Source organism: Enterococcus sp. BWR-S5 (genome assembly GCF_016745255.1).
Classification (GTDB): Bacteria; Bacillota; Bacilli; order Lactobacillales; family Enterococcaceae; genus Enterococcus_L.
On record NZ_JADOEQ010000002.1, the window covers coordinates 75079 to 100889 of the forward strand.

The following is a 25811-nucleotide window of genomic DNA, read 5'->3' on the forward strand; positions in this document are numbered from 1 at the left end:
CGTTCGATAATATGAATGAGAAATAAACAAAATACGAAAAATATTTATTTTTAATCTAATTAACTATTTTTGTCCCTTTCTAATTTGTAGAAGAAATAAGAAATTAATTTTTGTTTTTATCGTTTACATCACAAATTTATCATGTTTATTTTTTAGATACCAATTTGTTTTTGTCGTTTAATACAACAAAAAAAATATTGACAAAAACATCGACCCGCAGACACCAGCTCTCTTAGAAGAACTGGCACCTGCGGGTTTTTGAGCATAAAAATGGATTATTTCCTGTGTCCCATCTATTATATGGGTAAAATAATCAAGGAAGGAGGGAGTGGCATGACCATTTCTGAGTTTTTAGACCGGGAAACGAATACAAAATTGTCTTTATTACGTTTTCTCTATCTGGAAGGGCATTGGTATTCTACGAAAAAAATTGCGGACAGCACCGAAATGGATCAGCGGACTGTCTTAAAATACCTTAAGTTGCTGCAAGCTGACAGTCTACTCTATTTAGAAACAGATATCTCACCTATCCAACAAGAGAAGGGCAAAGGGCATCGTTTTGTAGGTGATGCATTGGACTATCATAGGATTTATTTTCAGCTTGTAAAAAACTCCATCAACTTTTCTTTTCTCACTGACTTATACTTTTATGATGAAATCGATGTAGAGGATTTTTGCGAGAGACATTATATAAGTGACACAGTTGCAAAGAAGATATTTAAACGGGGCAATGATTTTTTCAAGCCTTATGAGCTGCAATTAACCTATGCAAAAGGCAAAGTAACCTTTACCGGAAACGAACGTTCTATCCGATACTTTGGCTATATTTTTTTCTGGGGTTTATTCAAAGGGATTACTTGGCCATTCGAGGAAATTATAGAAGAGGAGCATGTAAAATCGTTTTTGGAAAAACAATTTTCACGATATTCAATTATGAAGACGATCTCTCATGCGCAGTGGTGCTATATCTTAGCGGTCAATATCTGCCGCATCAAAAACGGACACGAAATAACGGCAGACAACTTACCTGAGTATGCAGAAGAATTAAATCAAACATTGTTTTTTACTTCCTCTGAGGTCTTTGACTCAGAAATGCTGCTTGAAAATTTTTATGCCCTCTACCCAACAACGAGAGCAGAGTTTGACTATTTTGCGTTGATTACTCAAATAGGTGTACGTGTCTACCTGATTCCTTCCGTCCTTGATCGAGCCTTCGCTTTCCATAAACAAAATCAGACACCTATCTATACTATGTATGAATTGTTAACCGATACATTCTCGGAGGAGCTGAAAAATGCTGACAGTGAGACACAAAAGTTGGTTGATAGCTTGATTTTCGCAACCTTTATAACGGCAAGTCTTTTTCCCAGCTTCAACACGACTGTTACGGGCTATGATTTTGACAATTATCTGTCACTCACCTTCCCTTCTTTAAGGAAAGAGATGAGCAGTCGTTTGGAGGCGATGCGACAACATTCAGATTCTCCTTTATTAAAGGATGAATCACTACTCGTTTCCAGATTTTGTGAGCTCTACTCACTAGTTGGTCATCCATCGGATTTTAATCCGGTCATCCATATCAAACTGGAGACTGATCTGCCGATTGTCATGGAAAAGGTTATTTCCATGCAGTTGGCTTCTGCATTGTCTCCATTTTTCAAGATTTCAATCCTCTCTCCTATAGAGGTCCAGGAAGCTATCTCCCCCGACCTTATCATAGCTTCTACACAGATTCGAGTTGAGGAACAGAGTGTCAACATTGTCTACATCAATCCTGCCCTCGCTGCTAAAGATATAAAGCTGATTACAGAGAAAGTGAGTGTTATTAACAAAATTAAAGCAGTACAAGCATCTTATATTTCCTAAAAACCTGCAGCCAGACAAAAAAAACACCCATTATGGGTGTTTTTTTGCTTATCCGCCAATAGCCGCTTATATTTCTGCTTTTATCAGTTCAACTGTGAGTCGATATTCATAAACGAAATCATCCTCCAAAATTCTTTTTTCTATATTATCGACATCTTCTTTCATAGACTCTATCATCATTTTATCATCAGAAAACACCGCATAGCCCAAGCGAGTACCGTCTTTCCTTACCTCTCCCAACGCAGGGATAAACGTACAATATTCCTTTGCTAAATTGACAGCAGCGGCATTGCTGGTTGACGTCGAATTCTTATTGGTCATATGCTCATTCAGGGTACTGCCTGTTCTATAGCTGATTAAGAGAATCGTGTCTTGATACGTTTTTGAAACCAAGCTTTTCTTATCCTGTGGGTATTGTAAAAACACCTCAAATTCACTTTTCTCCTTCTCAGAATATATTCTTCTCTCAGATAATTCCGCATATAGAAGCTCCCCCTCAGTATTACTTATTTCAAAAAGCTGAATAGTCTGAGCACCTTTTTCTTCGAGTTCATGTACTACCTCCTTAATTTCAGAGGACAGTGCGTCTAGAGAGCATTGTTCAATCGTAATAGAGGCATCGGTATCTTTCTTAGCAACAATGAAAAAAACGAGACAGCTTGCAATCAACAATATACTTGCACCTAGTATCCAAGTTCTTCTTTTCATGTTAACCTCTCCTATTCTACCTTCTTCCCTTCTGTCTGTCGTTAATACGATTCTAAACTGCCACTAGACATCACTATTTATTCTTTTATCGAACCATGCAATACATTGAAGAAATATCCAAGACCCACAGCAAGCATAATGTGACCCAAGCCTGCAATTCCAGAAATAGCTGCATGATCTGCGTACCCTAGAACAGTCATTGTGCCGTGTACTAAGAGCATCAGTAATGTCACGCCTAAACCGATGTTATACGTGATATAGAATTTTTTATAATTTTTATGGGTGCTCAACTGGAAATTCTTTTCTAATAGTAGAACAATCAAAAAGAAAAACATTCCTAAAATCAAGGTATGGGTGTGCATCACACTCAATTGTGTGTTGCCCGTAAAATTGTTTAATTTTGTAAACTCTCGATAATACACGCCAAACACCAAACCTAAAATCATATACACCATACTTACTCGTACTAATTTTTTCATTAATCTTTCCTCCTGTAAAACAGCTTACTTTCTTTTCTTATCCATTTTAAATAATTTCCATCAACGGCTTCATTTCGCTGAAAGGTGCAGAATGACCGCTCATCAGTGATTCATTCCAATGATTACTCCGGCACTATACGGAACCAACCAGAACAGCCAAACAACTAGACTGAAGCGATGAAACGTCTGCTTCGACTGCTCTGTTCCTCTAAACAAAACATAGATTGCCCATAGTAGATGAACAGCCATTAAAACAATTGCTGCAACGCCTGTTACCTGATGAAGAGACAACGCAGAAGTCTGACTTTTTGCTTTCGCAATTGAAGACATGATTGTCGTACCTGTCGTATCAAAAACAAGCCCCAAGCCAAACAAAAGAACATGTTTGATACTCAGCTCTCCGGAATGACGCTCAGAGAATACGCCAATTGTATAGAAGACTAGCGCCAAAGTAATCGTGATAATAGCTAAAATCAAGGATGTATCCATCGTGTATTCCTTCTTCCAATTTCTTCATTTAATTCCTTTGAGCAGCCAATTACTCTTGTAGGAAAAATCTTTTAAAATCTCCTCTGTCGCCCAGTCATTGACAATAAGACTTGCTAACGAATCAACTACAAGCTCCATTACGAAATACAAAAAGCCTATCGCTTCTTCTGCCTTTTGAATCTTGAAGTTATTCAATCGTAATAGCTCAAGCCACTCGCGGACCATCCGATTCTCTTCTGTAGTTTCCATCCGTCGGTAAAGAATGGTATTCTCACCTTTTATCAATAGCTTGATTCCCTTCCAATAGTCACTATCATGAGACAGCTCACTGCAATAACGCAGATAATGGGCAATCCCATTAAAGAACTCACACTTATTTTCTTCGATGTAGTGAAAAATATCCCGATGAATAGTTTTGGCAATCTTATCAATCATATATTGATGAGCATCCTCAAGCGTAGGGAAATATTTATAAAACGCCGCTCGAGATATTTTCGTTTCTTCCACGATTTGAGCAACCTTTACCTGACTGATATGCTGATTATAAAAACTGTTCAACAACGCCGCCTCAATCATTTGACGTTTTTCTTCGGGAAGATTATAGAATGTCCTTTTCGGCATGAAACACACCTCCTTTTGTAAAAGATGAATAGTGACACTTTGTCACTCATTTTAATGTACACGTTCACTTTCAAAAAAATGAACAATCTTTATAACAGATAAAAAGCAGCCTGCAAATCCTACACCGCAGGACTTAGCCAGTGTAACCAGTGATTTATCCAGTTCCTTAAAAGGTACATGGGGCACCAAAGCAAAAGAAAGCTTGGCACGGAACAGCGAGAAATTAACAGCACTATCATAAGATTAGCATCAATCATTTGTTTTAGTTTTTTCGGAAATTAGAATAGAAAGAGCCCAGAGTGCAAATTGCACTCTTTTATTGCACAAAAAAACACCGGTGTAATGAACTTTTCTCAATCATTCCACCGGTGTTTTTCTCAAATCTAAGCTTTCTTTATCAAATATCTCTTGTTGTATTTATGCTTCCACATTGGCTAAGACCTGTTGTCTTTTATCCTCCGGCAACGTCTCCCAGCTTTCTCCATATACATGGTCCACTCGTCCATACTCATCATAGGAAATAATCAACACAACTTCCCCATTTTTATAGTCAAAAATCGTGTATTCCTTCTTTTGATTATCGAAGGAATCCTGATACTCCCAGTAAGAAGTCTCCGCATCAAGCATATAATCCTCATGTTCACGTAGAAGCTGCTTGACAGACTCCGTTGTAAACTCTAATTGATACTCCATTTTCAATTCTCGATGCTCTGTTACTAAATAGGAAAAGAAAAAGAAACTCCTTGAAGTCCAAGGACTGACATCCAGTGATTTCCTCAACATCGTGTACTCCGATTTCTCCAGCTCTGTCCAGCCTTTTCCAAAGACATCTTTGATTTTCCCGTCATCATCCAGTTGCAAAATCACAAATGGATAGTCCATCGCGCCAAACCGTAACCCGTTTACCTGACCATACTCGGCAACCAGATTTTCTTTTCCTGATACAGGATACGCGTCTGTGCCTTCAAGATCCAATGAAGACAACTGCTGAAAATCAATACTTAAAAATCTTGCTTTTTCACTTTCCGTTACGTGCTCATCAATAAATTCTTGACGACCAGCTTCATCCTCCCGATCAATATAGAAGAAATAGACAAACTTATTATGCATGACGGTACTCTTACGCAAGTCCGAGAAATTCGACGCTGAATACTCTTCAGAGGAATCTTCAAAGAATGTTTCCGGCAATACGACCTGTGATGACTTGTAAGTAGACATACGATCAGATATACTGATTAGCCTCAAGAAAAGCAGCACCACTACTACAATTCCCCAGATAGCTTTTGATGACTTCTGCTTCGGCTTCACCTCATTCACAGTGCCCGCCCTCGCCTCTCGTCGAATCATCGAAGGAGCGATTTGCTCCAACAGAGAAAATCTGCTCTTAGCCTCTGATGCTTCCTTAAGTCCGGCATACGCATGTCCTGTCAATAGAAGAAACACTGAGTAGGGTAATCCCGGCAGCTCGTCGGGTTCCTTTATCAACACTCGACCAGCCGTTTCTTTCCCTGACACCCAATCAATGTAATTACTCAAAAATATCGTTGTTTCATTTGGCACTAATGCCTGCAATTCACCAAACAATCCGGAAATTCGCCATTTTGAATGCTCCATCGTCAGCTTGGCATCCTTCACCAAGGTATAAGCAACCTGCAAGTTAAGAAGGTCTATATCCTCTGTCAGTATCCCCTGACATTCGACTAGTTTCTTTCTCCAAGTATTCCGCTCCGGTACTCCCTCTGCAAGCAGCTGGTACAATTCATAACGCGCAAAAAAATAAGGGATACGCAGCTCTTCAGAAATCTGTTGATATACCTCAAAAGAATAATCAGGTACATGCTGCATCTCTTCCCAATAAGCACTAAAAGGGGTTCTTCTTCGAACATCTTCAGCGATTTTACTAAAATCAAAGCATTCGCCTAAAAACTGAATCACTCGTTTAGACAATATCGGATAGTTTTCCAGCAAAAAACGTTGTACAATCCCTTCGATATACTCATATTCTGCTATCGACCATTCCAACTCATCTGCAAATAAAGATTGCCAGCCTGACAAATAATCAAAAAATACTTTTTCATTATATAAATCGGACAACTGCTTGGCAAAAATCTGAACAGCATCTTGTGGCGCTTCAGCAGATTGTTCTTCCAGCAACTCCTCTTCCGAAAAGCTGACTTCTTCCAGCTCGTTCTCTTCATAAGAAACGCTCACATCACCGTTCATTTCGGCTAGTGCCAACGCCTGATCGAAAGCTTCCTTCAACTGTTGAAAGGCTTCCGGTTCCTTATCGATATTCAACTGCTTGACTTTAGCAGCATACGCCTGCTTAATCTCTCTTCTCGTGGAAATCGAATCGATTCCAAGTAACTCCCAACAACTCATGTTACAGCTCCTTTTTTCTATAACATCCCCGCAAAAAAAATCTTTACTGAAAAATTGCCGGCGATTGCTTACCAACAAAACAGGCATCCTCTTCTGTTTTCATACGGGATATATACTAATAGTACACTGTAATTGTCATTTTTAGTAGATTAAATTTTCATTGTCAGCTTCTGAAACATCGTTTGCTCAACCGTATAGTTAAAAAAAACTGCAATTTTTGAGTAACGAAAATACGCCCCTAAATGGATTAAATATTCCACTTAAGAGGGCGTATCCCGTTTATTTCATCCGTTGTTTCTCGTCATTACTTCCCTTAACCAAGAATACCTAGTTGCTTTTCAGTAATTCAACCAGCTCTTCTAATTCCGCATTCGCTGTTACTCCGTCGTCCTTCAAAATCAACGCTTCTGAAATAATGAAGGAGCCGCCGACACCAAGCACATGCTTATCTGACAGATACTCAATAAAATTATTTTTATCAATTCCGCCGGTAGGTAAAAACTGTACGTCATAGAAGGGGCCGCTCAATGCCTTGATGGCTTTAAGTCCACCATAGATATCTGCCGGGAAAAATTTAACGACTTTAATTCCATATGATAATGCCCGTTGGATATCGCCTGGCGTTGCGGTTCCCGGAAAAACAGGAATATCTTGTTTCAGGCAATAATCAATAACCTCTGGGACAACCGCAGGAGATACAATGAATTTTACCCCATTTTCTATTGCAGTTTCAGCTTCCTCAAGACTTCTGACCGTTCCAGCTCCTACCGTCAGCTCACCAGAAGCTGACAGCTTGTTCATTGCTTGCGCGGCCAGCTCACTGCGAAATGTTACTTCAATAAAGCGAACCTCATTATTGATGAGGATTTCCTCCAGCTTATCCAGACAGCTTAAATCGGTTGCTGTATAAAGCGGCAGCAGTTTCGTTTCTGCCAGCTGCGAGTAGATTTCGTGATCCATGTTTGCCAACATATTTGTTCCCTCTTTCTATATAAATCCTTTAAAAGATTCATTGCACGAATAGTGGCTTTTGCCAATGGTAGAGGCAAAAGAGATAGCTAAATAACTCTCATTCTTTCATGGAATTTATATATCGACACAATCAGTTTTTCTGCTCTTTGATGATTGCTTCATGCAGCCCTTGCATATAGCCGATACCGATTGCTCGATCGTGCAGACCATAGCCCGGCATTGCATGCTCTCCCCAAATGGTTCTGCCATGATCGGGACGAATCACACCGTCAAATCCTGCATCGACCAGTGCTTTCATAATCGCGTACATATCCAGAGATCCCTCTGTGCTTAAATGAGCTGTTTCAATAAATTTCTTTTCACCTAAAAATCCGACATTTCGGAAATGGACGAAGTTGATTCGATGCCCAACCTGTTTGACCATTTCAACCAAATCATTGGAAGGATCAGCTCCTAAAGAACCGGTACAGAAGGTAAGTCCGTTGTAAGGCGAATCAACAATATCCAGAATACGCTGCAGGTCTTCCAAGTTCTTTGTGATTCTTGGGAAACCAAAAATTTCCCATGGTGGATCATCCGGATGGATGGCCATCTTCACGTCCATTTCTTCACATATAGGTATGATTTTCAACAAGAAGTATTTCAAGTTTTCAAACAAATCCTCTTCTGTCACGCCTTCATAAATTTTGACTAATGAATCAAATTTTTTCAATCGTTCTTCTTCCCAACCGGGTAAATCAAAGCCTTTGGATTGGCTGTGAATCAGCTTGAACATATCCCCAGGCTCCATGTTATCGACCACTGCTTGATCGTAAACCAAGGAAAAGCTGCCATCACTATTTTCATGAGCCAATGTCGTTTTTGCCCAACCAAAAATTGGTTTAAAGCTGTAACAAATCAAATTTACACCACAAGCTGACAAATTTCGAATCGTTTGAATATAGTTATCGATATACTTGTCTCTATCCGCTGCCCCGGCTTTGATGGAATCATGAATCGCTACACTCTCGATGCCGAGCAATTCTAAATTGCCCTTTTCAATCGATTGTTTCAATGCTTGAATCTCGTTGACTTCCCAGACATCTCCCGGCAGTTTGTTTAATAATGTCCCTACAATTCCGGTAATTCCCGGAATCTGCTTCACATGTTGTAGTGGTATGGAATCTCCCTCTCCATACCATCTGAATCCCCATTTCATCGCTAATCATCCTTCACTATTTTTTAGAGGAAAACCTTCAGTTTTCTCACTTGTTTTATCTCAGAAGCTCTTAAAAATCGTCTTCCTCTTCCTCATCTTCACTTGTTTCTGCAGCTGATGCCTGCCAAACACTGATACTGTTCAGCCCTTGCTCTAAAATACTTTGCGCCATTTGTTCACTCGCACTCGTACCAATCAACTGATGATTGATTGTTTCCAGCAGCATTGGCAGATTCACACCGCCGATTACAAAGGTCGATTCCTTCACTGCCTGTTCAAGTCCATTGACGATGAGCAATGATTGATTGTACGGACTCGCACTTACCAAATCTGTCAGAACAATCACTCCCGAACCTTTATCCACGCTCTCAATGGCCTGTTTGATTTTTTGACCGAGCTCCTGAATATCATCACCTTGATTCAGATTGACTGTAGCTGTATTACTGACAGCACCAATAATGACCTCTGCTGAATCCTTCAGACCATCACTTAGCTGTCCATGTGTTGCAATGACAATTCCAAGCATAAAAACACCGCTCCTTTATAATTAATAGCTGTAAATAGGACGATACACACAAGCCTCTGACACATTTTTCTTGCTAGTGTAAACGTGTCATTTCACCGATCCGTCCTAATTGAATAATGTAATAACCTTCTTCATATTGCTGCTGTTCAGCTGTTTTTGATTTAACATTGATTGCTCCAGATAATAGCTCTTATCTGAGCCATTTTCCAGCATCTCAGCACTGAAAATATATTTGACTTGGTTCGATGGCTTTCCTAATCCAGCTGTTTCGACTAACTTCATAGGCTCTTTCTCGCCATCTTTGATATACAAATCTGCGTCAGCACCAACGCTATCTAAGAAGTAAATCTGAGCGGAGTTCTTACAGACTTCTTGTAATACCTTCAAGCCGATATCACCAAAGCAGCCCTCATCGACAAAGGCAAAAGCTGTTTTTCTTCCTGCACCGCCTTCAATCATTGACAGCATAGCTAAGACAGAAGAAGTGTTTCGAATCAGTGTTTTTCGAGTGGACAGGCCTTTCGTTACCTTGCTAAGCAGATAGAAATAACCACCATAGCATAAGATAACCAACAAGGTTTGGAGAGAAAAGATATTGAACGTATTATCGGATTGTTTCATATACAGCCAGGTCAATAAGAGCCCCACCAACAGAGCCAGCAACGAGCTTACCAGTAAAAAACCAGTAACTGCTTTTTTCTGTTTGGACCGATCAAATATATGATAGGAACCAAATCCTTTTGGCGGCGTATCATAGTACGTACAAATGATTCGATCTGCTCTTTCGATGTCGCCAACATATAGATTGCTTGAAACATACCGCTTGTTCTGCTGATACTCAATCACTTGAATGTCTTCTCTTGTCTCAGTAATATCTTTCACTAACGCCGAAAGAAACCGTTGCTTCTGTTTCTTTGTTCGTCGCAGGCGATAGATATGCTGATAGCGAAACTGTCGGTCCTTAAAGCGCTCCGTTTGATTCATCGGTTCTACCTCATCCATCACGTTCAGTCCTCCTCACCATTTTTCTGCTCTCTATAAACACTAACAAGCGCATTGTCACTAACACTTTTCACCTGCGCTAAAACTTACAAGCCAAACTGTCCCAATACATCCTTCAATGTTGATTTCGGCGCAGATGGTGTTGCTTGGAAATAGATATCCTCGACGCCATATTGCTCATTCATTTCTTTCAGCTTTTCAGCGTCAGATTTATTCAGGTATACAGATTTAGTTACCAGAATATCCTTTTCCGGGTCCTTTTGCGCGATGCCGCCAATGTTCAATTCCTTCATCGGCACACCGTGTTTTACTAAGTCATAAATTACGCTGACTGTTTTCGCAATCAAAATGCAGTTATAGTCCTTAAACGTATATTCATCCCAGTAAAATTTTGCTTTTTCCGGTGTGATAACAATGGTTTTTTGTCCTGTACGACTTCCCGCACTCTTATACAAATCACGCATGAATTTGTCCTTTGCCACCACTTCGTCAACAACAAAAATAGAATTGACACCACTTTTTTGTGATAAAGTCATCATTACCTGCCCATGGATTAAACGCTCATCCACACGTGCTAAATTAACTGTTCCCATGATTCTTCCTCCTTCTTTTCGTGAAAATCATCCGCTGGGCAAAAGCTGTCTGCTACTGTATCTAATCACATTCCTACAGAATGCAATCAGACACAGCAGACAGTGCCTAGCTTGAGATAATTTTGAGGTACTTTTATTACATGGTCCGCTTTTTTATTTATGACTTATAAGATTCCTACCGCTGCCAAAACGATCAAGATTCCTGTCAGCCATAATAGCGCCTGCGTTACCTTCAACCCCTTCTTCGTATAGAACCAGTACACGCCCATTACAACGGCAAGCGGGAGTATCCCTGGAACAATCTGATCCAATATATCCTGTATGACAAATTCTCGACCGGATATTTTGAATTGAAGCGTTGAAGCCACTTTTACATAGTTTCCTGCTAAAATCCCCATCATGAACAAACCTAGAACAGACAATGTTTCAATCGCATTTTGTACACCCGAGCTCTGCATTAAGCCTGTTGCATTCCGTCCCATTGAAAATGCTTGACGGGCAAAGAACACACCCAGCAATACTTGATACAAGGCAAAAGCCACAAATGGGAACAAAGCTCCCAGCGGACTTCCTTGTTCAGCCCAAGGAACAGCGATGGCGATAAAGATATACTGTACAGTACCGGAGTCGATTGCATCACCAATCCCTGCCAAAGCCCCCATCAATCCGGCTTTCGTGTTGTACATCAAGTCATCCTGCATCAGCACTTCCGTGCCTTCATATTCTTCCTGTGCACGCTGCTGCTCCATAGACGACATCAATCCGGTGATTACTCCACCACCCCAACTAAGCTGTGTGTTGAAAAATAGTAGCTGACGTTTGTAAGCTGCTTTCAGTGCATCATCATTTTTATAAAGCTTTCTTAAAAGCGGCATCATTGCATAAAGTAATGATGGAGCTAAGTAACGTTCAAATGAATGTGGAATCTCGTTGGCAAAATGCCATCTAAGATACGCTTTGGTTACATCTTTTTTTGTAATTTCTTCTGGTGCGAGATTCGTCTTTTTGGTTCCCTCAGTCATTTTATTCCCTCCTGTTTAAAAAGTATCTTGGTTTTTCCTATCAATCGCTAATTATGATTGACTAGAAACCATCATCGTAATCGTCATCATCATCGCCCTCAAATGAAGCGCCTGTGGCACCGCCACTGTTATCCGCAGCAGGTACGCTTTTGCCTTTTTGAGATTGAACAAAAATCAGCGCAATAATGATACCGAAAATTGCGTAAGTAACCATTGTTACTTCCAATGACTTCATAACGATACTCATGAAATAAGCTAGGAAGAAAAAGACCATGTAGTCTTTCCGACCAATAACATAAATCGTTGTAGCAATCCCAATCGCTGCCAATCCGCCTCCGACAACCTCCAGAACGTGGATTACCACTGTTCCTTCCAGTGCAGTGATGACGTCGGCAATAACTGGTGCACCGAAATAAAGAGAAACAAATACTAACGGAACAAACAACAGGAATGAAGCAATGGTCGGATACACAATCACTGAACGAGCAATTGCTTTTGCATTTACATCCTCTACCGCTTTATCTGTGTATTTCCCTAAAAATGTGTTGATGAAAAATCTAAATTGATACAAATAGCTTCCCAGCAAGCCTACTGGCACAGCCACAGCAATCGCTGCTTCCGGCGATAGATTCCCTAATAAAGCAACTGGTACTGCAATTGCTGCAGCAATTGATGGTTCAGCCGGCATGGAGCCGCCCGGTGAAAATACGCCCATATAAATCATTTGCAGAGAAGCAGTAACAATCATGGCTTGTGCGACGTTCCCCATAACAATCCCCACGATAAGACCTGTCATCAAAGGCGAGAATCTCAACGTTAGCGTTGCTCCCCCTCCCAGCCATCTTGACATAACGGCTGCGGTCCACAATGCAATCAATAAACTCTGCATTACACTTAAAGTTTCCATATGTCTCCTTCTTTCTTTTGACGAAATCGTGCAGGTAACTGCCCGATTTCTTCTTTTTGGTGGTCCGATGTCCTCTACTTCTAGGTTCCTTTTTACACCAGAGTAGAGGCTCTCCTTCTTTCTTTTGAGGAAACTGGTCAGGTAACTGTCCAGTTTCTTCTTTTTGGTGGTCCGATAGCTATTTCCCTAGCATTCTTGGTAAAAGGGAAATAGTTCTCCTTCTTTGTTTTGACAAAATCGTGCAGATAACTGCCCGATTTCTTCTTTTTGATGGTCCGATGTCCTCTACTTCCAGGTTTTTTTTTACACCAGAGTAGAGGCTCTCCTTCTTTCTTTCGATGGAACCTATCGCTGTAACACACAGCGACTGCTTTAGCAGAGCTGATGTGGCACAGTACAAGGCAACTATTAGGAGCGTTGCTTCCTCTACGCCTTCATGGTTCCTTCTTTGATGATTTACCATTCTCATTTCACATGGAAATGCTTCGCTCTTTATCCCTTGTCTTCCATGTATTCTTCCAGCTGATAAATCGCCTGTTTTAGTCCGGCTTCCGTGATTGGTACTGGAATAAGATGGACTTTCTTTTTTGAATAAATAAATGCGACAATCTCGTCAATCACTGTCTCATCTTCTGGAAAAATATCCATTTGATGTAATGATATCGGCAGATTCAATGCTTGATAAAACGGTAACAGCTGGTCAATTAGGGACCATTTTTCTTCGATAGCCAGTTGATAGAAAATGCCATAAGCAACCTTTTCGCCATGTAAAAAGTGGTGGCTTTCCGGGATATACTTGCTCATCCCATCATGCATCGCATGTGCTGCCGCATTGCGGGCATACTTGTCACCTAAACCGCCAACCATTCCGGCCACTGCAAACACAATTTCTGATAAATGAACAAACTCATCAGACAGCTTCTGCTCTTTCATATCCCGAATTGCTTTTTCCGAGTCACGCATAATCGCTTCTTTACAAAGTACCGATGTAAAACCAGCCATCTGTAAAAATGGCTCATCCTTCAAATGCTCCTGTTGTAAAATCGCATCAGATTCATACCATTTAGCGAGGGTATCTGCCAATCCGGCAATAAAGTAATCAACAGGAGAATCAATAATTAACTCAGGCTCTGTTATAAAAAATGCTGCTTGCCTCAGAAAATGCTCTGTCTTGCCCTCTGACTCGCCATTCTCTTTATACATCACTGATAGCGGAGTCCAAGGGGCACAATTGCTTGCCAGGGTTGGGATAACACCAAAATTGGTATTCAACCGATGTGCTGCATAACCAACCAAATCTGTCAGTTTGCCGCCACCGACACCAATGATAAAATCAGCGCCCACCTTTCTCGCAGCCTCCATCACTAAATCAGTGCCATAGTAGCTGCACTCCCCCGTGTACTGATGGTAAGAGAATGAGTATCCTTCATCGGCTAAAAACGGCAGCCTAGGCTTTGCTTTCTCCCAAGATACGGTGCCATGAACAATCAAAACATGCTTCGCTTTATACTCTTCCAGCAGCTGCGGGACAATTGACAGTGCACCTGTATGGTACTCATAAAACTGCGGTCCCACCTTGACCTTCAAATCATTCAGCATGTGGACACTTCCTGTCCTGAAATGTAACTGCTATGCGGCTGCACAGCTCGTTCCGGCAATTGTCCTTTCACAATGTCTTCAACATCTCGAACGCATTTTTTGCCCATTTCTTCCAAGCATTCCATCGTATATGCTGATGTATGAGGCGTCATCACTACATTATCTACTGAAAGATACGGATGATCCTTACGCCCCGGCTCTTCCTCTAAAACATCTGTTGCAAAACCAGCAATCTTACCGGATTTTAAACCGCTTACAATTGCCTCTTCGTTAACTAAGGCTCCTCGTGCACTATTTGAGATATACACATGATCCTTCATTTTTTCAATTTCTTTTGTTGAAATCATATGATAGTTATCTTCTGTTAAATTCGCACACAGACAAATGACATCTGATGCTTCAAGCAGCTCTTCAAAGCTGACTTTTTTTGCCCCAAAACTCTGAATATGCATGTCAGATTTGTATGGATCATAAGCCAACACTTCACATTGAAAGCCATTGCGAACAATCTCTACAACTCGACTTCCTGTATTACCGACGCCAACAACGCCAACAGTTTTGTTAAACAATGTTCTGCCAACAAATTGCGCTCTATCTTCCCAATCATCTTCTTTGACACTCTGCTGTGCCTCTACAGTTCGCCGTAAAATCGTCATCAGGTTCGTGACATTGTTTTCCGCCACTGCATCTCGTTCAACAAGCGCTGGAATAATCGAAACAATGGTATCGTGCTTCTTCGCTGCTTCGACGTCAACATTGTTGTAGCCAATTCCATGCCTTGAAATCAAAATAAGTTCATCTTTATAATCAAAAAATTCCTGTGTAAAAAACGGCGTGACACTTGCAATAACAATGTTGAAACCATGAAGTATCTCAGCTAGCTCTCGCCCTGCAATCTCTCCATCTACAGTGAAATGCTTTACTTGACCAATCTTCTTCAAACTCTCCATATGCTCCGGAAATACTTTCCCAAAGCTGCTGGAATTAACAATTGCGATGTTATATTTCGACATGCTCAGCTCTCCTTTAACTGTTGTTTTTACAGTGTGTTCAAAAAAACATGTCTCGATGATGCTGCAGCTTTTTGTTCGAGAAACGATTTTAATTTTTGTTTTTTTAATCGTCGGAATCCAATTTTTCAACCAGTGAATGAATGCTTCTTACCCAATATTCTGAAAACACTCGCCACTTTTCCTCCTTTCCGCATAATACCTTTACCAATTTCTCTTATTTAATCAACTTTCGTTGATAAACAGTAGTTCTAAACATTCACTTACGAATTTACCTTTCCCCGACACCCACATCTTACTTGATAAAAAAAAATATGTAAAGGTTTCTATTAAATAAAAAATATTTTTTATTATTTCGGTAAAAACCAGCTTTAATAACACATGTAAGCGCAAACATAAAAGAGAAATTTTTGACCCTTCTGAGTGAACAAAACCAAACAACTCTTTCATCTATTTTTATTACATCGAATGACAGGAGCAACGACAGCGTTAAAAAAATGCTACTCCGGAAAATAAGTGCTTCGTTATTTTATCCCTCAACAAGAAGAGAACTACTCCTTTTCGTTTGACCTATCAGTCTTTGTTATAGACACCTGTTCAACTCGTTTCTTTTTTACGTTATTCTAAAAAGATATCAAGTATTTTTTTCAACAACTAGATACGTTTCAATTAGAGTCAAAGAAGAAAATACTCATTACTAGACAGAAATTCTAATTTTTATATTTGATTTCTGAGTGTCCAAAATTGTGCAGGTTTTGCTCGAAAATATTTTTTTCCGAAACCACTAAAAATTAAAAATTGTTTTTTTAATTTCATCACTTTTCCTGAAATTTTCAACTATCTTCCGAAAAATCATGTAAATAAGCAGAGTCATCGCCAGTGTTCATAATGAAACGGCTATCTATGGATAGCACACTGAATAACCATTTTTTAATAAAATCGTCTCTATTAATTAGCCGTCATTGTTTTATCATTTCTTATCTATTCTTTCCCAGCTGCACTGAATGGTTCATTCTCTTCTCTCAAATATTCAGAGTCTTATTCACACGGATTGCAGCAGGAGGGATAGAAAAAAACGGAAAGCCTTTACAGAGGCTTGATAATTTTAGTACACTTATAGTATTCTGAAACACTTTCTACATAAAACAAGAATGTCCTCTATTCAATAAACCTTCACCATTCGACAAACATTTGGCATAAGTCCAGACTGGAGGCATAAGATGAAAAATCATTATTTAGACCAACGAATCCGATTGAAAATGGGTTCTCTCAGCGAAACAGAGCAAAAAATTTCTGATTATTTTACACATACAGATGAAGTGCTTTCTATGAAAACTCTTGAAGAGCTGGCCGGAGAAATCGGTGTTTCACAATCTTCGATTTATCAGTTTGTAAAAAAAATCGGCTATAGCGGATTTCAAGCATTTAAAATTGATATTGCTCGCAACACCAACTATCAGCCGGCCTTTCAAAATGTAAATCACATGACAGGTGCAGATGATATCAGTCCGGAGGATTCCAGTATTGATATCGCCAAAAAAGTGCTGCAATCAAATATTTACTCACTCAGCAACTCCATTCATTTCCTGACAGAGGATTTGCTTAATGAGGTACTCGCACTGATTTACTCGGCTAAAACCTTACATTTCTTTGGTTTGGGCGGTTCAACCATTGTGGCATTTGACAGCTTCCATAAGTTTATTCGGACGAAATACCGCTGCAATCATCTTTTTGATTACCACATGCAGCTAAGCTTCGCAACAAAGCTGACCAGTGAAGACTGCGTATTTCTCTTCTCCCATTCCGGTCAAACAAAAGAAACCATAAACTTAGCACGGCAAGTCAAGAAAACACCAGCCAAGCTTATTGCATTAACCGGAAACAGCGGTTCTGAGCTGGTGGCGCTAGCAGATAAGGCAATCATCGTGCTGACGGAAGAAACAGTCTTTCGAACGGAGTCACTGGCTTCAAGAATCAGCTACCTGACTGTCATGGATATTCTCTATACAAATGTGATGCATCATAATTATGACCAAAACATCGAATCCATGAAGAAAATCAGAGACAACATCAGCACAACAAAGACAAACCCCTATAACTTTACCCTTTAAAGGTCGAAGGAGGGAGGAACAAAAATATTTTGTTCCTCCCTCCTTCAAATTTATTAAAAGACATCCAACAGTTTATGTTTTGGGGAAGATAGAATTATTGCATTGCCTTCACACACTTCTATTTACAACCAACCCGTACATCGCTTCTATCTATTAATTGTTGGATTGTCTGATAATACGAAACAGATTATTTCTTCTTTTTCTCGCTCATATAAAGAACCATCAGTAGAACGATTGACGTCACAAAAACTCCTACCGGAAATAGGCGATTACCTGTATTTTCCCCAGTTGATGGGAACGATGCTCTCTTCGAAATCGGTTTAGAACTAACAGAAGATATCCCAGTTGCTTCCGCATCAGCCCCGGGCTTGCCACCCCTTGAGTCCTTCCCTATTTTCCGACTATCTTCACCGCTTGATGTTGTGCTGCTTCCTGTTCCAGGCTTTTCATTGGATGACACACTACTTTCTTTATCGGAGCTCTCACGTGACTCGGTACTCGGTTCCGTACTGTTTTCTACTAGAGGCTCACTTGATTCGATACTCTCTTCAAGCTTCGGCTCTTCATTCGGTGGTGTACTTGACTCTATTTTCGTTTCTTCACTTGATGTTGTAGTGTCCTCTTCTTTAGGCTCATTGCTGGGTTCTGTACTGGAATCCTTCAGTACAACATCTTCAACCACCGTTTGTCTTTGACTATAAGGCGTCAGATATTGATTGTCCTCCGGCTGACCATCAGAAACTTTGACGCTAAACAGCTTAGGAGTTTGAATTGATTCCAGCAATGTGACTGTAAAAGAAAAGGTTGCCTGTTTCCCATCAATTAAAAGTGCACCGTCATAATCAATCGCCAACGCAGAATCGACATTTTCAAAGGTAACTACCGATTGTAAAATAGGATTCAGATCGCCTGAATAATCGATTGTTGCATAAACCGTGACCGGTTTTCCCACTTGCAGCTTGGCTACTCCTGAATTAAAAAGAGAATACTCGTCAACAAACGTTATTCGATTGACATTTGCCCATTTAGCTTCCATATTCACTAAAGCTGCCTCATTTGAGGCCAAAGCTCCTGTATCTGGCAAAGTGCTGCTGCTTACAGAAGCTGTTGCCAACATAGCTACCGACATCATCATTCCCATCATACTCACAGTTATTTCCTTCTTTCATACGTTTTCCCAGATAGTCGCTACCTGATAGCAATAAAATAATATAGATAACAGTTGTTTGTTTACTTTTTTTTCTATAGAAAAAAATAAATTTACAATAAATCAATAGGCAAGTATCTGTAAAATCCCTTTGCCGGCAACACATTCTTATCTCTTTTTACACTGACGTGGTAAGATGAAGTAGATGAGCTTGTTTCAGAATTCATTTCATTTATTGAAGCAGGAGGATGACCGTATGCAGACACAAGAAGCAATCAAAGACTATCTTTTAACCAAAAAAAGCGTAACAAAATTGGAAATCACACAGTTCTTATTAAAAAACAATTTCTTTATCACCGTGTCTTATCTGGCTAAGGAATTTAATATGTCTGAAAATAATTTTTTACTCTATATCCAAGAGCTGAAAAAGGATGTCGAACGGTTAGGCATTGACTCGGTAGCCATCATCACACAGCAGCGTTTTATCAAGATGGAGACCACAGCAGACAGCGGTATCGACTGTTACTATCGATTATTTGGTCTTTATTGTACAGAATCAACCAACTACATCATTATGGCTGCCCTACTGGATAATCAGCTCACTTCAGTCCTTGCCCTTAGTCGTCGGACGAATTACAGTGCCTCGTACCTATACACACGGATGAAAACAATTAGCAGTTTTTTATCCCTCTATGGTATTGCTGTTCGCTTCTCCAAAGCCGGAAAAAAGCTGATTACAGGCAGTGAATTTCAAATCCAATACTGTATTTTAGATGTCTATTGGAATATCTTTTCAAATACATCACGCCCGTTTCAAAAAGAAAGCGAAGAAACGGTTGCTTACATCCTCAACCGCTATTTTAAAAAGGGGATGCTGGCTAGCCTAAACGGAGGATTGATGGATAAGCTCTATCTTCTGTTGAAAATCTGTACGACCAACTTTCCCTATACCTCAAGAAAAGAAATTCAGCAGGTCATCAAAGAGCACCCAGACAGCCTCGTCTTTCTTGACCCGGCAATCGACCTACTTCATGCAGATGCACCATTAAGCGATGAACAGCGGATTATTTTGAACGTACTCGTTCGTCTTTCATTACCAAAAATTGAAAGTGATCAAGGAAATCAAAAGCAATATGAGATTCTTTTAGAAAAGAAAATGCCTTCTTTACTCTATTCCAAATTACTCGTTGAGAAGTTTTGCGAAAGTTTTCAATTGACGATTCCGGAAAATAAAAAAACAATGCATATTCTGAACCTTTTGCGAAACAAGCTGTACAACGAATATTTTTTCGAAAAACAACCAAATACACCCTTGCCCTCTTCCAGTCTATACAAAGAACGGCAAAGCTTTCAGCTCATCAAGGAACAAATCAAGCAATTTTATCTGGACTTTCGACAAGCCAATCAACACCTGCTTTCTAAACGATTGGAAAAAGAAAATATTGACTGGATTGTTGAAGACCTCTTTCATCTCCTTGATCGATATAGACGAGCCCGCCCCATCATCATTGGTATCAACTACACCAGAGATTATTATGTCAGCGAGGACCTGATTGGAAAAATCGAACAAATTTATACTTCCAATCATATTGCGTTTAAAAAAAGATTTATGGAAACCTGTGACATTGTCATAAGCGATTGTCCCTTACCTAATCTACCAACGCAGATTAAAAGAATTTATCTGTTGAACGAAACCGTAGAACTAGACGATTGGGAAATGATTATCAGTAAGATTGGTGCTTATATATTCGAAATCCGAGCACAGACGCTAAACTGATTGAGAAGAAACAGAGCAAAAAGGAGCTGCGGCATGCCGCAGCTCCTTAAATCAGTAGATGGCTTATTGAATAATCAATTATAGAAACCATAGATAATCAGTAAAAATAACAAAACAATGCCTAAAAATACGAGACCGCTAATTTTCATATACTTTAATTCTCTGTTCAGCTTCTCCTCAATTCCTTTTAGTCGATAAATTTTTGCTTTAAAATAGAAGGCTGAAAGTAGATTTGTGATTGCCGCCAGAACAATTATACCTAGCATCCACTGATTCTCAGAATCTCCCGCAGGAAAATAGAGCAAAATTAACAATAAAATTTCAGTAATCATAGGTCCCAACCAGTAAATACGTGTTAGCTCAGCGAGTTGCTCGCGCTTCTTGATGTCTTCTACAATGGTAGAGCCTTCAAGTAACAAGCTATCTAAAGACAACTCAAATAGATGCGCCAGCTGAATCAGACTTTCTATGTCAGGGGTTGTGCGACCATTCTCCCAATTGGAGATTGTCTTCTTTGATACAAATATTTTTTCAGCTAACTGCTCCTGCGTTAAGCCTTGTTCTTTTCGTTTCTCTTTAACTACTTGACTGATTTCCATTCTGCTCACCTGCAACTTGATTATTTAATACATACTTTATTAATCAGTCTACATATCCTCTTCGGCATTGGCAATGGAAAGCTGTTTCCACCCTTGATTTATCGCTGTTTATCGGTATTTTGAAAGCAGTCTTTAAAAAGTACTGCTCAGAAAAAAAGAACGCTCTTTTTTGAAAAGGACAGCGAGATTTCTTCATCAGCTATAGAAAAAATTGTTAATTTGTTGCTTTTCTTTCAAAGAAAATATATACCGTTACCCCTAAAAGCATAATGATAATAGCAACAATAATTGCTGCCATTCCTGCAAAAATCCCATAATTTGTGGATAAAATACCAGTAACGATTGGCATTGTAATTCCGCCGACTCCACCAATAATCAGAAGCCAGCCCATCGCCATCGGATATTTTCTGATTGACGGTCCTGCAATCGTCATAGCTGTTGGATAGATACCGCCCATTGAAGCGCCCAAACCAAAGATTGCCAGCACAATAACTGCAAAACTCTGCGTTGACAGCAGTAAAAAGTAGAACAAGCTTGCTCCTACGCTGATAAACAGCAGCAAACGACTGCGTTTCAACCGATCACCAAAAAATGTACAAAGCAGTCTTCCTGTTAAAATCGCCAACCACAATAATGATGCCAAGAGCTGCGCCTGTTGAACATTCATAATGTTGGCATCCACAAAATACTTAACCAGCCAACCTGTAATGGCTGCTTCTGCACATAAATAGAAAAAGAGAATAATGACTGTATTCCAAAAAAGCTTGTCTTTAAAAAATGCATAGCCACTTTCCTTTGTAGCGTTGCTGCGCTGCGGCTTATCCTCTTCTATTGGCATTTTTGAAAACATCCATTGTGAAACTAAAATCAGCAGAATAATCACCATACAACTGACCTGCCAACCATGAGAACCAAATAATGCCGTTGATAAAATAACAAGAAATGGTGCCAAAAATGCTCCGATTGCAAATAGACTATGGAGAAAATTCAACGCCGCCGGACTGCTATCAGAAACATCGTTGACCGTCTTATTATTAAAATTGGAGATGCTGCCGCGGCTGATTCCCGTAAAGAAGAATGCCACAAGTAACAGCCAAGGCTGTCCTGTAATCGCAATCAGAAGAAAGCCGATTATAACAAAACTACTTAAAAATAAAATGGCATTTTTACGCCCTAAATAGACCGGTAGAATCCCCGCAAGCAACCCGGCCAGCAGATTACCGGCTTGATGGCTGGAAATCAACATCCCGCTGACCGTATCATTCAACCCATAGGCTTCGCTTAAAAGCGGTAAAATTGAACCAAAAATCATTGCATATAACCCATTAACAAAAAAGATAAAGAAGCAGCAGCGAATAATATATTTATTCGTCTCACTTAACTCCTGATAAAATGAATTCTTTAACATTTTTCTTAAACCCTTTCCCATTTCGCTCATTTATGATAGCTACTGAAGCTGCATCCTTCAGCATAAGTCATCACCCATAATTTCTTATTAAGAAATTATAATTTCCAAAAAATAAATACAATATCCCTATCATAGGATGAAACGAAAAGAAATTCAACCTCTATTGCTAAAATCTAGTGAAAAGGGAGTGTTTTTCTCAACAGCAGAAGTACGTAACGCTGAAACAATGTTTTCTACAGCCTAAAAAACTGGTAGACAAGATATTAGTCTGAACATCTTGTCTACCAGTTTCAATCATACTATTTACAAATTTACTTTCGAGAACCTGTTTATTGATTTTCTATAGGCAAACAGGTTTGCAAGTCCATAAAGAACCACACCAAACACTAAAATCGGCAGCTGGCGAAGCTGGTCACTCATTGCAACAGAGTCCAACCACGAAAACTGAGGAATATAAACAACGCCTTCTGCAAAAATCGCAATAACCGTTGCTGCTGTCACCCCAACAAGAAACGGTTTGCCTATTTTATAGGCTGTTTTAAAATAGCCAGTTAGAAATAAATAATTGAATGCTGCAAATATCATAAAGCCAAAGCCATAGAAGGCGACATTTGCTTCAATCCCCACTAAATTGCCATTGGAAAGGAATAACAGGCGCAAAAAGGCAAACGGTAGAGAAATCAGAATCAAGGCTAACTGCGAACAAACCACCACCAGCAGCTTCGACTTCACGACATCTGTCTTTTTGATTGGCAAAAAGGCGGTATAGTAAATATCGTTGGTTTCCCTTACATACATGAAATTGACAAAGTTTCCGATACAGCTGAAAAGAAAAATCATGGTATATGGGTAAGCCGGTATCAGAATTAGCGGTCCCATCATCGTAAAAACGTATAAGTTAGGGTGTGCAGCCAACCGCAACTCCTTATAAAGCAGATTAGAAATCATAGTGCTTGCCCTCCATTCGAATCATAATCTCTTCCAAAGACAAATCATGGGTGTCTTCCGCTGTTTTCAAGTATTGAAAAGAGTCGATAAATTCAGCTTTAGGTGCTGCCTTGATTAAATGACCATCCTTGATATAGAGAATATCATCCGCACATTTTTCTAAATCCGATGTAATGTGAGTAGAAAAAAGAATACTCCGTTGTCCTTCTTTTACGATTTGGAGGAAAATTGAAATCAGATCATCACGTGATACCGGGTCCAGCCCGCTCGTCGGTTCATCAAAAATCAGGAGCTTCGCTTGATGGGATAAGGCTAGCGCGATAGAGTATTTCACCTGCATCCCTGCGGATAGTTCTTTGACTTTCTTTTCTGAATCTAAAGAAAAGGCAGCGAGATACTTCTGATAAACCGATTCATCCCACTGTGAGTAGAAGCGCTTGGTTACTTTCGTGATGTCTTTGATTTTCTTTTCCTTATAGAAATCAAAGCTCCCCAGAACGACACCCAACTGCTGTTTACAATATATCTCTTCTGTCAGAAAATTCTTCCCGAACATTTCGATTTTTCCCTGATTAACTGGCACTAAATTTAAGATAGATTTCAGTGTCGTTGATTTTCCAGCCCCATTCTTCCCAATCAATCCAATAATTTTCCCTTTTGGAATCGTAAAACTGATGTCACGAATAGCAAAGCTCGGATATTCCTTGGTAATATTTTTCACGTCCAATAATGGCATCTTAGTGCTCCTCCCTGTGTGGAATGAGTTTATCCACCGCTTCTCCTGTCACGCGGGTAAAGGTTGAATTTTTTAGCATTGCCAGTCCCTCTGTCGCCGGACTTGTATCCCCCAGCACCACTAGCGTATCACCGGCTTTAATTCCCAATGTGTCTCTTGCCTTCTTCGGAAGAACTACCTGACCACGTTCACCTACAGTAACGACACCGAAAATGTACTTATTTACCGGACCAATCGGCATACCGGCCTCTTCCGGATCATGACGAACGAGATCATTCAACGATACCTCATATAAATCAGCCAATGACGCACAATTGATTAGATCCGGCATTGTCTCGCCATTTTCCCATTTAGCTACAGCTTGACGAGATACACCTATCTTCTCTGCAATATGCTCCTGAGACCATTTGGTTTTATTTCTTAAATAGCGCAAATTCACTGCGACAAGATTATTTTGATTATTCATACTTTTCACACCTTTCTCCATTACTATATCCTACTTCCAGCTTCACGCCTACCAACCATCGCTAACAATAATTGTTAACAAAAGTTGCCTGTATTGGGGAACCAATAAATCCAGAGAGAGACACCTCATCCTGAAAGTAACAACAAAAAACAGCTGTGCAGAAATCCGCTCTTCCTGCGCAGCTGTCTTCAACCATTTTTTCATTAGTCACGGACCAGAGCCTGTGTCGTACAACGAAAGGACCCGCCGAAAATTCTTGATACTTGATAATCGATTCCCTCAACCTTGACTCCTTTAGCTTCAATTTGTGGGATGAGCTTCGTAAACGAACGGTCTGTGATATAAACTTTTTCATTTATAGGCAACCCATTTGTCATCAGTAAAGATGCTTCTCTCAGAGAAACCGGAATAGTGTCCCAGCTCCTCAACTGTTGAGGAATACCATCTAAAAAGGCTTCCTCACAGACAATCATCAGTCCTTCTTTCAGCAGGCTCAGCGCGCAATCCAAATGTAAGATATGCGGGTGCAATCTCACCGGAACTACGTCATAGTCGAAATGCTGCAGCAGGCGCTTGAGCCAAAGAATCCCCTCAAAATTACTCGCTAAGCCGGAGTGACCGACAAAGACCGTTTTACCTAAAACAAGAACGTCACCACCTTCAATAAAGGGACCGGCTTCACTCATTTCACCAGCTGAAATATCCGGCTGAGGTGCAGAAAAATAATAGCAATCGGCTTCCGCAGCCCATTCTGTCACAATCGGACGAATCGGCAAAATTTCATGACGACGGTGCATAAATCTTAAATTTCCTTCTATCAATAAGTTTCCAATCGTAAAGAATGGGTCTCGTGAGAAGAAGTTGCTGTAGCCGGCACCTGAAGCCTTACCGAGTTCCTTTTCAAAAGGTGTTAATAATCTTGGTCTCAAGACCTCAACACCATAGGATTCCAATACCGCTTTCATCGCCTCTTTCTCTTGCTCCCACTGCCTTTGTTTTTGAATGTCAGCTTCTGCTAAATCCAGTCCAGCACTTTCTTTTGCAAGACGTGCATTCTCTTCTGTCAAAAATGAGTCATCAAACGCAGCTCCTCCCTTTTCTGATGGAAAGCAAAATTGCGATTGTGCCAGAACCACCGAACGCAACGGGGCAAATTCGCTGACAACATTGACTTTTTTCATCCTTGTTCCCTCCTATCAAAGCTTCTCCACATTCAGAATAATGGCAAATAGAGCAAATGTCGAC

General features: G+C 40.0%; 24 protein-coding genes. 3 read left to right on the top strand and 21 right to left on the bottom strand.

All coding sequences use genetic code 11. From position 1 onward, the window contains the following. Positions 1 to 333 precede the first annotated feature (333 nt). Positions 334 to 1866: a helix-turn-helix domain-containing protein gene (locus IW510_RS03000; RefSeq protein ID WP_202056768.1), complete on the top strand. Its 1533-nt coding sequence runs from the start codon at positions 334 to 336 to the stop codon at positions 1864 to 1866. A 66-nt stretch (positions 1867 to 1932) separates the two neighbouring features. Here the strand turns inward: IW510_RS03000 and IW510_RS03005 are convergent, their stop codons facing one another. From IW510_RS03005 to IW510_RS03070, 14 genes are all read right to left on the bottom strand, one after another. Next, positions 1933 to 2574 (bottom strand): hypothetical protein, encoded by a 642-nt coding sequence (locus tag IW510_RS03005; RefSeq protein WP_202056771.1) that lies wholly within the window; start codon positions 2572 to 2574, stop codon positions 1933 to 1935. Between the two features lie 77 nt (positions 2575 to 2651). Then, complete coding sequence (locus IW510_RS03010) at positions 2652 to 3053, bottom strand: DUF2871 domain-containing protein (RefSeq protein WP_202056773.1); 402 nt, start codon at positions 3051 to 3053, stop codon at positions 2652 to 2654. 102 nt (positions 3054 to 3155) lie between these two features. Beyond that, positions 3156 to 3542 (bottom strand): HsmA family protein, encoded by a 387-nt coding sequence (locus IW510_RS03015; RefSeq protein ID WP_202056775.1) that lies wholly within the window; start codon positions 3540 to 3542, stop codon positions 3156 to 3158. Positions 3543 to 3566: 24 nt separating this feature from the next. After that, the gene (locus IW510_RS03020; protein ID WP_202056777.1) at positions 3567 to 4163 is read right to left on the bottom strand and encodes a TetR/AcrR family transcriptional regulator; all 597 of its coding nucleotides are present in this window, start codon (positions 4161 to 4163) and stop codon (positions 3567 to 3569) included. Positions 4164 to 4580: 417 nt separating this feature from the next. Continuing rightward, positions 4581 to 6545, bottom strand: coding sequence for a J domain-containing protein (locus IW510_RS03025; RefSeq protein ID WP_202056779.1), 1965 nt, complete (start codon positions 6543 to 6545; stop codon positions 4581 to 4583). A gap of 327 nt (positions 6546 to 6872) precedes the next feature. Beyond that, positions 6873 to 7517: a bifunctional 4-hydroxy-2-oxoglutarate aldolase/2-dehydro-3-deoxy-phosphogluconate aldolase gene (locus tag IW510_RS03030; protein WP_202056780.1), complete on the bottom strand. Its 645-nt coding sequence runs from the start codon at positions 7515 to 7517 to the stop codon at positions 6873 to 6875. A gap of 130 nt (positions 7518 to 7647) precedes the next feature. Continuing rightward, positions 7648 to 8715 carry a mannonate dehydratase gene (uxuA, locus tag IW510_RS03035; RefSeq protein WP_202056781.1) on the bottom strand — a complete coding sequence of 356 codons (1068 nt, stop codon included), beginning with the start codon at positions 8713 to 8715 and terminating at the stop codon, positions 7648 to 7650. A 70-nt stretch (positions 8716 to 8785) separates the two neighbouring features. Continuing rightward, positions 8786 to 9241 carry a PTS sugar transporter subunit IIA gene (locus IW510_RS03040; RefSeq protein WP_202056783.1) on the bottom strand — a complete coding sequence of 152 codons (456 nt, stop codon included), beginning with the start codon at positions 9239 to 9241 and terminating at the stop codon, positions 8786 to 8788. Positions 9242 to 9346: 105 nt separating this feature from the next. After that, positions 9347 to 10243: a hypothetical protein gene (locus IW510_RS03045; RefSeq protein WP_236674601.1), complete on the bottom strand. Its 897-nt coding sequence runs from the start codon at positions 10241 to 10243 to the stop codon at positions 9347 to 9349. An 86-nt stretch (positions 10244 to 10329) separates the two neighbouring features. Continuing rightward, a complete protein-coding gene (locus IW510_RS03050; RefSeq protein WP_202056785.1) occupies positions 10330 to 10836 on the bottom strand; it encodes a PTS system mannose/fructose/N-acetylgalactosamine-transporter subunit IIB in 507 nt (168 codons plus the stop codon). 164 nt (positions 10837 to 11000) lie between these two features. Further along, complete coding sequence (locus tag IW510_RS03055; protein ID WP_202056787.1) at positions 11001 to 11858, bottom strand: PTS system mannose/fructose/sorbose family transporter subunit IID; 858 nt, start codon at positions 11856 to 11858, stop codon at positions 11001 to 11003. Positions 11859 to 11919: 61 nt separating this feature from the next. Then, complete coding sequence (locus IW510_RS03060; protein WP_202056790.1) at positions 11920 to 12765, bottom strand: PTS mannose/fructose/sorbose/N-acetylgalactosamine transporter subunit IIC; 846 nt, start codon at positions 12763 to 12765, stop codon at positions 11920 to 11922. A 492-nt stretch (positions 12766 to 13257) separates the two neighbouring features. Next, positions 13258 to 14364 (bottom strand): iron-containing alcohol dehydrogenase family protein, encoded by a 1107-nt coding sequence (locus IW510_RS03065; RefSeq protein WP_202056792.1) that lies wholly within the window; start codon positions 14362 to 14364, stop codon positions 13258 to 13260. Then, the gene (locus IW510_RS03070) at positions 14358 to 15377 is read right to left on the bottom strand and encodes a D-isomer specific 2-hydroxyacid dehydrogenase family protein (RefSeq protein WP_202056794.1); all 1020 of its coding nucleotides are present in this window, start codon (positions 15375 to 15377) and stop codon (positions 14358 to 14360) included. The genes IW510_RS03065 and IW510_RS03070 overlap by 7 nt, the downstream gene beginning before the upstream one ends. Before the next feature lie 1217 nt (positions 15378 to 16594). On the opposite strand from IW510_RS03070, the gene IW510_RS03075 reads away from it, so the two are divergent. Then, complete coding sequence (locus tag IW510_RS03075) at positions 16595 to 17485, top strand: MurR/RpiR family transcriptional regulator (protein WP_202056795.1); 891 nt, start codon at positions 16595 to 16597, stop codon at positions 17483 to 17485. A gap of 187 nt (positions 17486 to 17672) precedes the next feature. On the opposite strand, the gene IW510_RS03080 is transcribed toward IW510_RS03075, so the two are convergent. After that, the gene (locus IW510_RS03080; protein WP_202056797.1) at positions 17673 to 18635 is read right to left on the bottom strand and encodes a peptidase; all 963 of its coding nucleotides are present in this window, start codon (positions 18633 to 18635) and stop codon (positions 17673 to 17675) included. Positions 18636 to 18888: 253 nt separating this feature from the next. On the opposite strand from IW510_RS03080, the gene IW510_RS03085 reads away from it, so the two are divergent. Continuing rightward, positions 18889 to 20409: a helix-turn-helix domain-containing protein gene (locus tag IW510_RS03085; protein ID WP_202056807.1), complete on the top strand. Its 1521-nt coding sequence runs from the start codon at positions 18889 to 18891 to the stop codon at positions 20407 to 20409. A 74-nt stretch (positions 20410 to 20483) separates the two neighbouring features. On the opposite strand, the gene IW510_RS03090 is transcribed toward IW510_RS03085, so the two are convergent. The 6 genes from IW510_RS03090 to IW510_RS03115 all read right to left on the bottom strand — a co-directional run bounded on the left by IW510_RS03090 (position 20484) and on the right by IW510_RS03115 (position 25747). Then, positions 20484 to 21008, bottom strand: coding sequence for a helix-turn-helix domain-containing protein (locus IW510_RS03090; RefSeq protein WP_202056809.1), 525 nt, complete (start codon positions 21006 to 21008; stop codon positions 20484 to 20486). Between the two features lie 214 nt (positions 21009 to 21222). Next, entirely contained in the window at positions 21223 to 22416 is a 1194-nt protein-coding gene (locus IW510_RS03095) for an MFS transporter (protein ID WP_202056810.1), read from the bottom strand. 303 nt (positions 22417 to 22719) lie between these two features. After that, a complete protein-coding gene (locus IW510_RS03100; protein ID WP_202056811.1) occupies positions 22720 to 23364 on the bottom strand; it encodes an ABC-2 transporter permease in 645 nt (214 codons plus the stop codon). Then, the gene (locus tag IW510_RS03105; RefSeq protein ID WP_202056812.1) at positions 23354 to 24100 is read right to left on the bottom strand and encodes an ABC transporter ATP-binding protein; all 747 of its coding nucleotides are present in this window, start codon (positions 24098 to 24100) and stop codon (positions 23354 to 23356) included. The genes IW510_RS03100 and IW510_RS03105 overlap by 11 nt, the downstream gene beginning before the upstream one ends. Before the next feature lies 1 nt (position 24101). Beyond that, positions 24102 to 24587 carry a helix-turn-helix domain-containing protein gene (locus tag IW510_RS03110; RefSeq protein ID WP_236674586.1) on the bottom strand — a complete coding sequence of 162 codons (486 nt, stop codon included), beginning with the start codon at positions 24585 to 24587 and terminating at the stop codon, positions 24102 to 24104. A gap of 182 nt (positions 24588 to 24769) precedes the next feature. Further along, positions 24770 to 25747, bottom strand: a complete 978-nt coding sequence (locus IW510_RS03115; RefSeq protein ID WP_202056813.1) for a dimethylarginine dimethylaminohydrolase family protein — start codon at positions 25745 to 25747, stop codon at positions 24770 to 24772. Positions 25748 to 25811: the final 64 nt, after the last annotated feature.

What these genes read in the sequence shown, in the direction of transcription:
- IW510_RS03000 (WP_202056768.1), top strand. Translation starts at nt 334, where the DNA reads ATGACCATTTCTGAGTTTTTAGACCGGGAAACGAATACAAAATTGTCT.
- IW510_RS03005 (WP_202056771.1), bottom strand. Translation starts at nt 2,574, where the DNA reads ATGAAAAGAAGAACTTGGATACTAGGTGCAAGTATATTGTTGATTGCA.
- IW510_RS03010 (WP_202056773.1), bottom strand. Translation starts at nt 3,053, where the DNA reads ATGAAAAAATTAGTACGAGTAAGTATGGTGTATATGATTTTAGGTTTG.
- IW510_RS03015 (WP_202056775.1), bottom strand. Translation starts at nt 3,542, where the DNA reads ATGGATACATCCTTGATTTTAGCTATTATCACGATTACTTTGGCGCTA.
- IW510_RS03020 (WP_202056777.1), bottom strand. Translation starts at nt 4,163, where the DNA reads ATGCCGAAAAGGACATTCTATAATCTTCCCGAAGAAAAACGTCAAATG.
- IW510_RS03025 (WP_202056779.1), bottom strand. Translation starts at nt 6,545, where the DNA reads ATGAGTTGTTGGGAGTTACTTGGAATCGATTCGATTTCCACGAGAAGA.
- IW510_RS03030 (WP_202056780.1), bottom strand. Translation starts at nt 7,517, where the DNA reads ATGTTGGCAAACATGGATCACGAAATCTACTCGCAGCTGGCAGAAACG.
- uxuA (WP_202056781.1), bottom strand. Translation starts at nt 8,715, where the DNA reads ATGAAATGGGGATTCAGATGGTATGGAGAGGGAGATTCCATACCACTA.
- IW510_RS03040 (WP_202056783.1), bottom strand. Translation starts at nt 9,241, where the DNA reads ATGCTTGGAATTGTCATTGCAACACATGGACAGCTAAGTGATGGTCTG.
- IW510_RS03045 (WP_236674601.1), bottom strand. Translation starts at nt 10,243, where the DNA reads ATGGATGAGGTAGAACCGATGAATCAAACGGAGCGCTTTAAGGACCGA.
- IW510_RS03050 (WP_202056785.1), bottom strand. Translation starts at nt 10,836, where the DNA reads ATGGGAACAGTTAATTTAGCACGTGTGGATGAGCGTTTAATCCATGGG.
- IW510_RS03055 (WP_202056787.1), bottom strand. Translation starts at nt 11,858, where the DNA reads ATGACTGAGGGAACCAAAAAGACGAATCTCGCACCAGAAGAAATTACA.
- IW510_RS03060 (WP_202056790.1), bottom strand. Translation starts at nt 12,765, where the DNA reads ATGGAAACTTTAAGTGTAATGCAGAGTTTATTGATTGCATTGTGGACC.
- IW510_RS03065 (WP_202056792.1), bottom strand. Translation starts at nt 14,364, where the DNA reads ATGCTGAATGATTTGAAGGTCAAGGTGGGACCGCAGTTTTATGAGTAC.
- IW510_RS03070 (WP_202056794.1), bottom strand. Translation starts at nt 15,377, where the DNA reads ATGTCGAAATATAACATCGCAATTGTTAATTCCAGCAGCTTTGGGAAA.
- IW510_RS03075 (WP_202056795.1), top strand. Translation starts at nt 16,595, where the DNA reads ATGAAAAATCATTATTTAGACCAACGAATCCGATTGAAAATGGGTTCT.
- IW510_RS03085 (WP_202056807.1), top strand. Translation starts at nt 18,889, where the DNA reads ATGCAGACACAAGAAGCAATCAAAGACTATCTTTTAACCAAAAAAAGC.
- IW510_RS03090 (WP_202056809.1), bottom strand. Translation starts at nt 21,008, where the DNA reads ATGGAAATCAGTCAAGTAGTTAAAGAGAAACGAAAAGAACAAGGCTTA.
- IW510_RS03095 (WP_202056810.1), bottom strand. Translation starts at nt 22,416, where the DNA reads ATGTTAAAGAATTCATTTTATCAGGAGTTAAGTGAGACGAATAAATAT.
- IW510_RS03100 (WP_202056811.1), bottom strand. Translation starts at nt 23,364, where the DNA reads ATGATTTCTAATCTGCTTTATAAGGAGTTGCGGTTGGCTGCACACCCT.
- IW510_RS03105 (WP_202056812.1), bottom strand. Translation starts at nt 24,100, where the DNA reads ATGCCATTATTGGACGTGAAAAATATTACCAAGGAATATCCGAGCTTT.
- IW510_RS03110 (WP_236674586.1), bottom strand. Translation starts at nt 24,587, where the DNA reads ATGGAGAAAGGTGTGAAAAGTATGAATAATCAAAATAATCTTGTCGCA.
- IW510_RS03115 (WP_202056813.1), bottom strand. Translation starts at nt 25,747, where the DNA reads ATGAAAAAAGTCAATGTTGTCAGCGAATTTGCCCCGTTGCGTTCGGTG.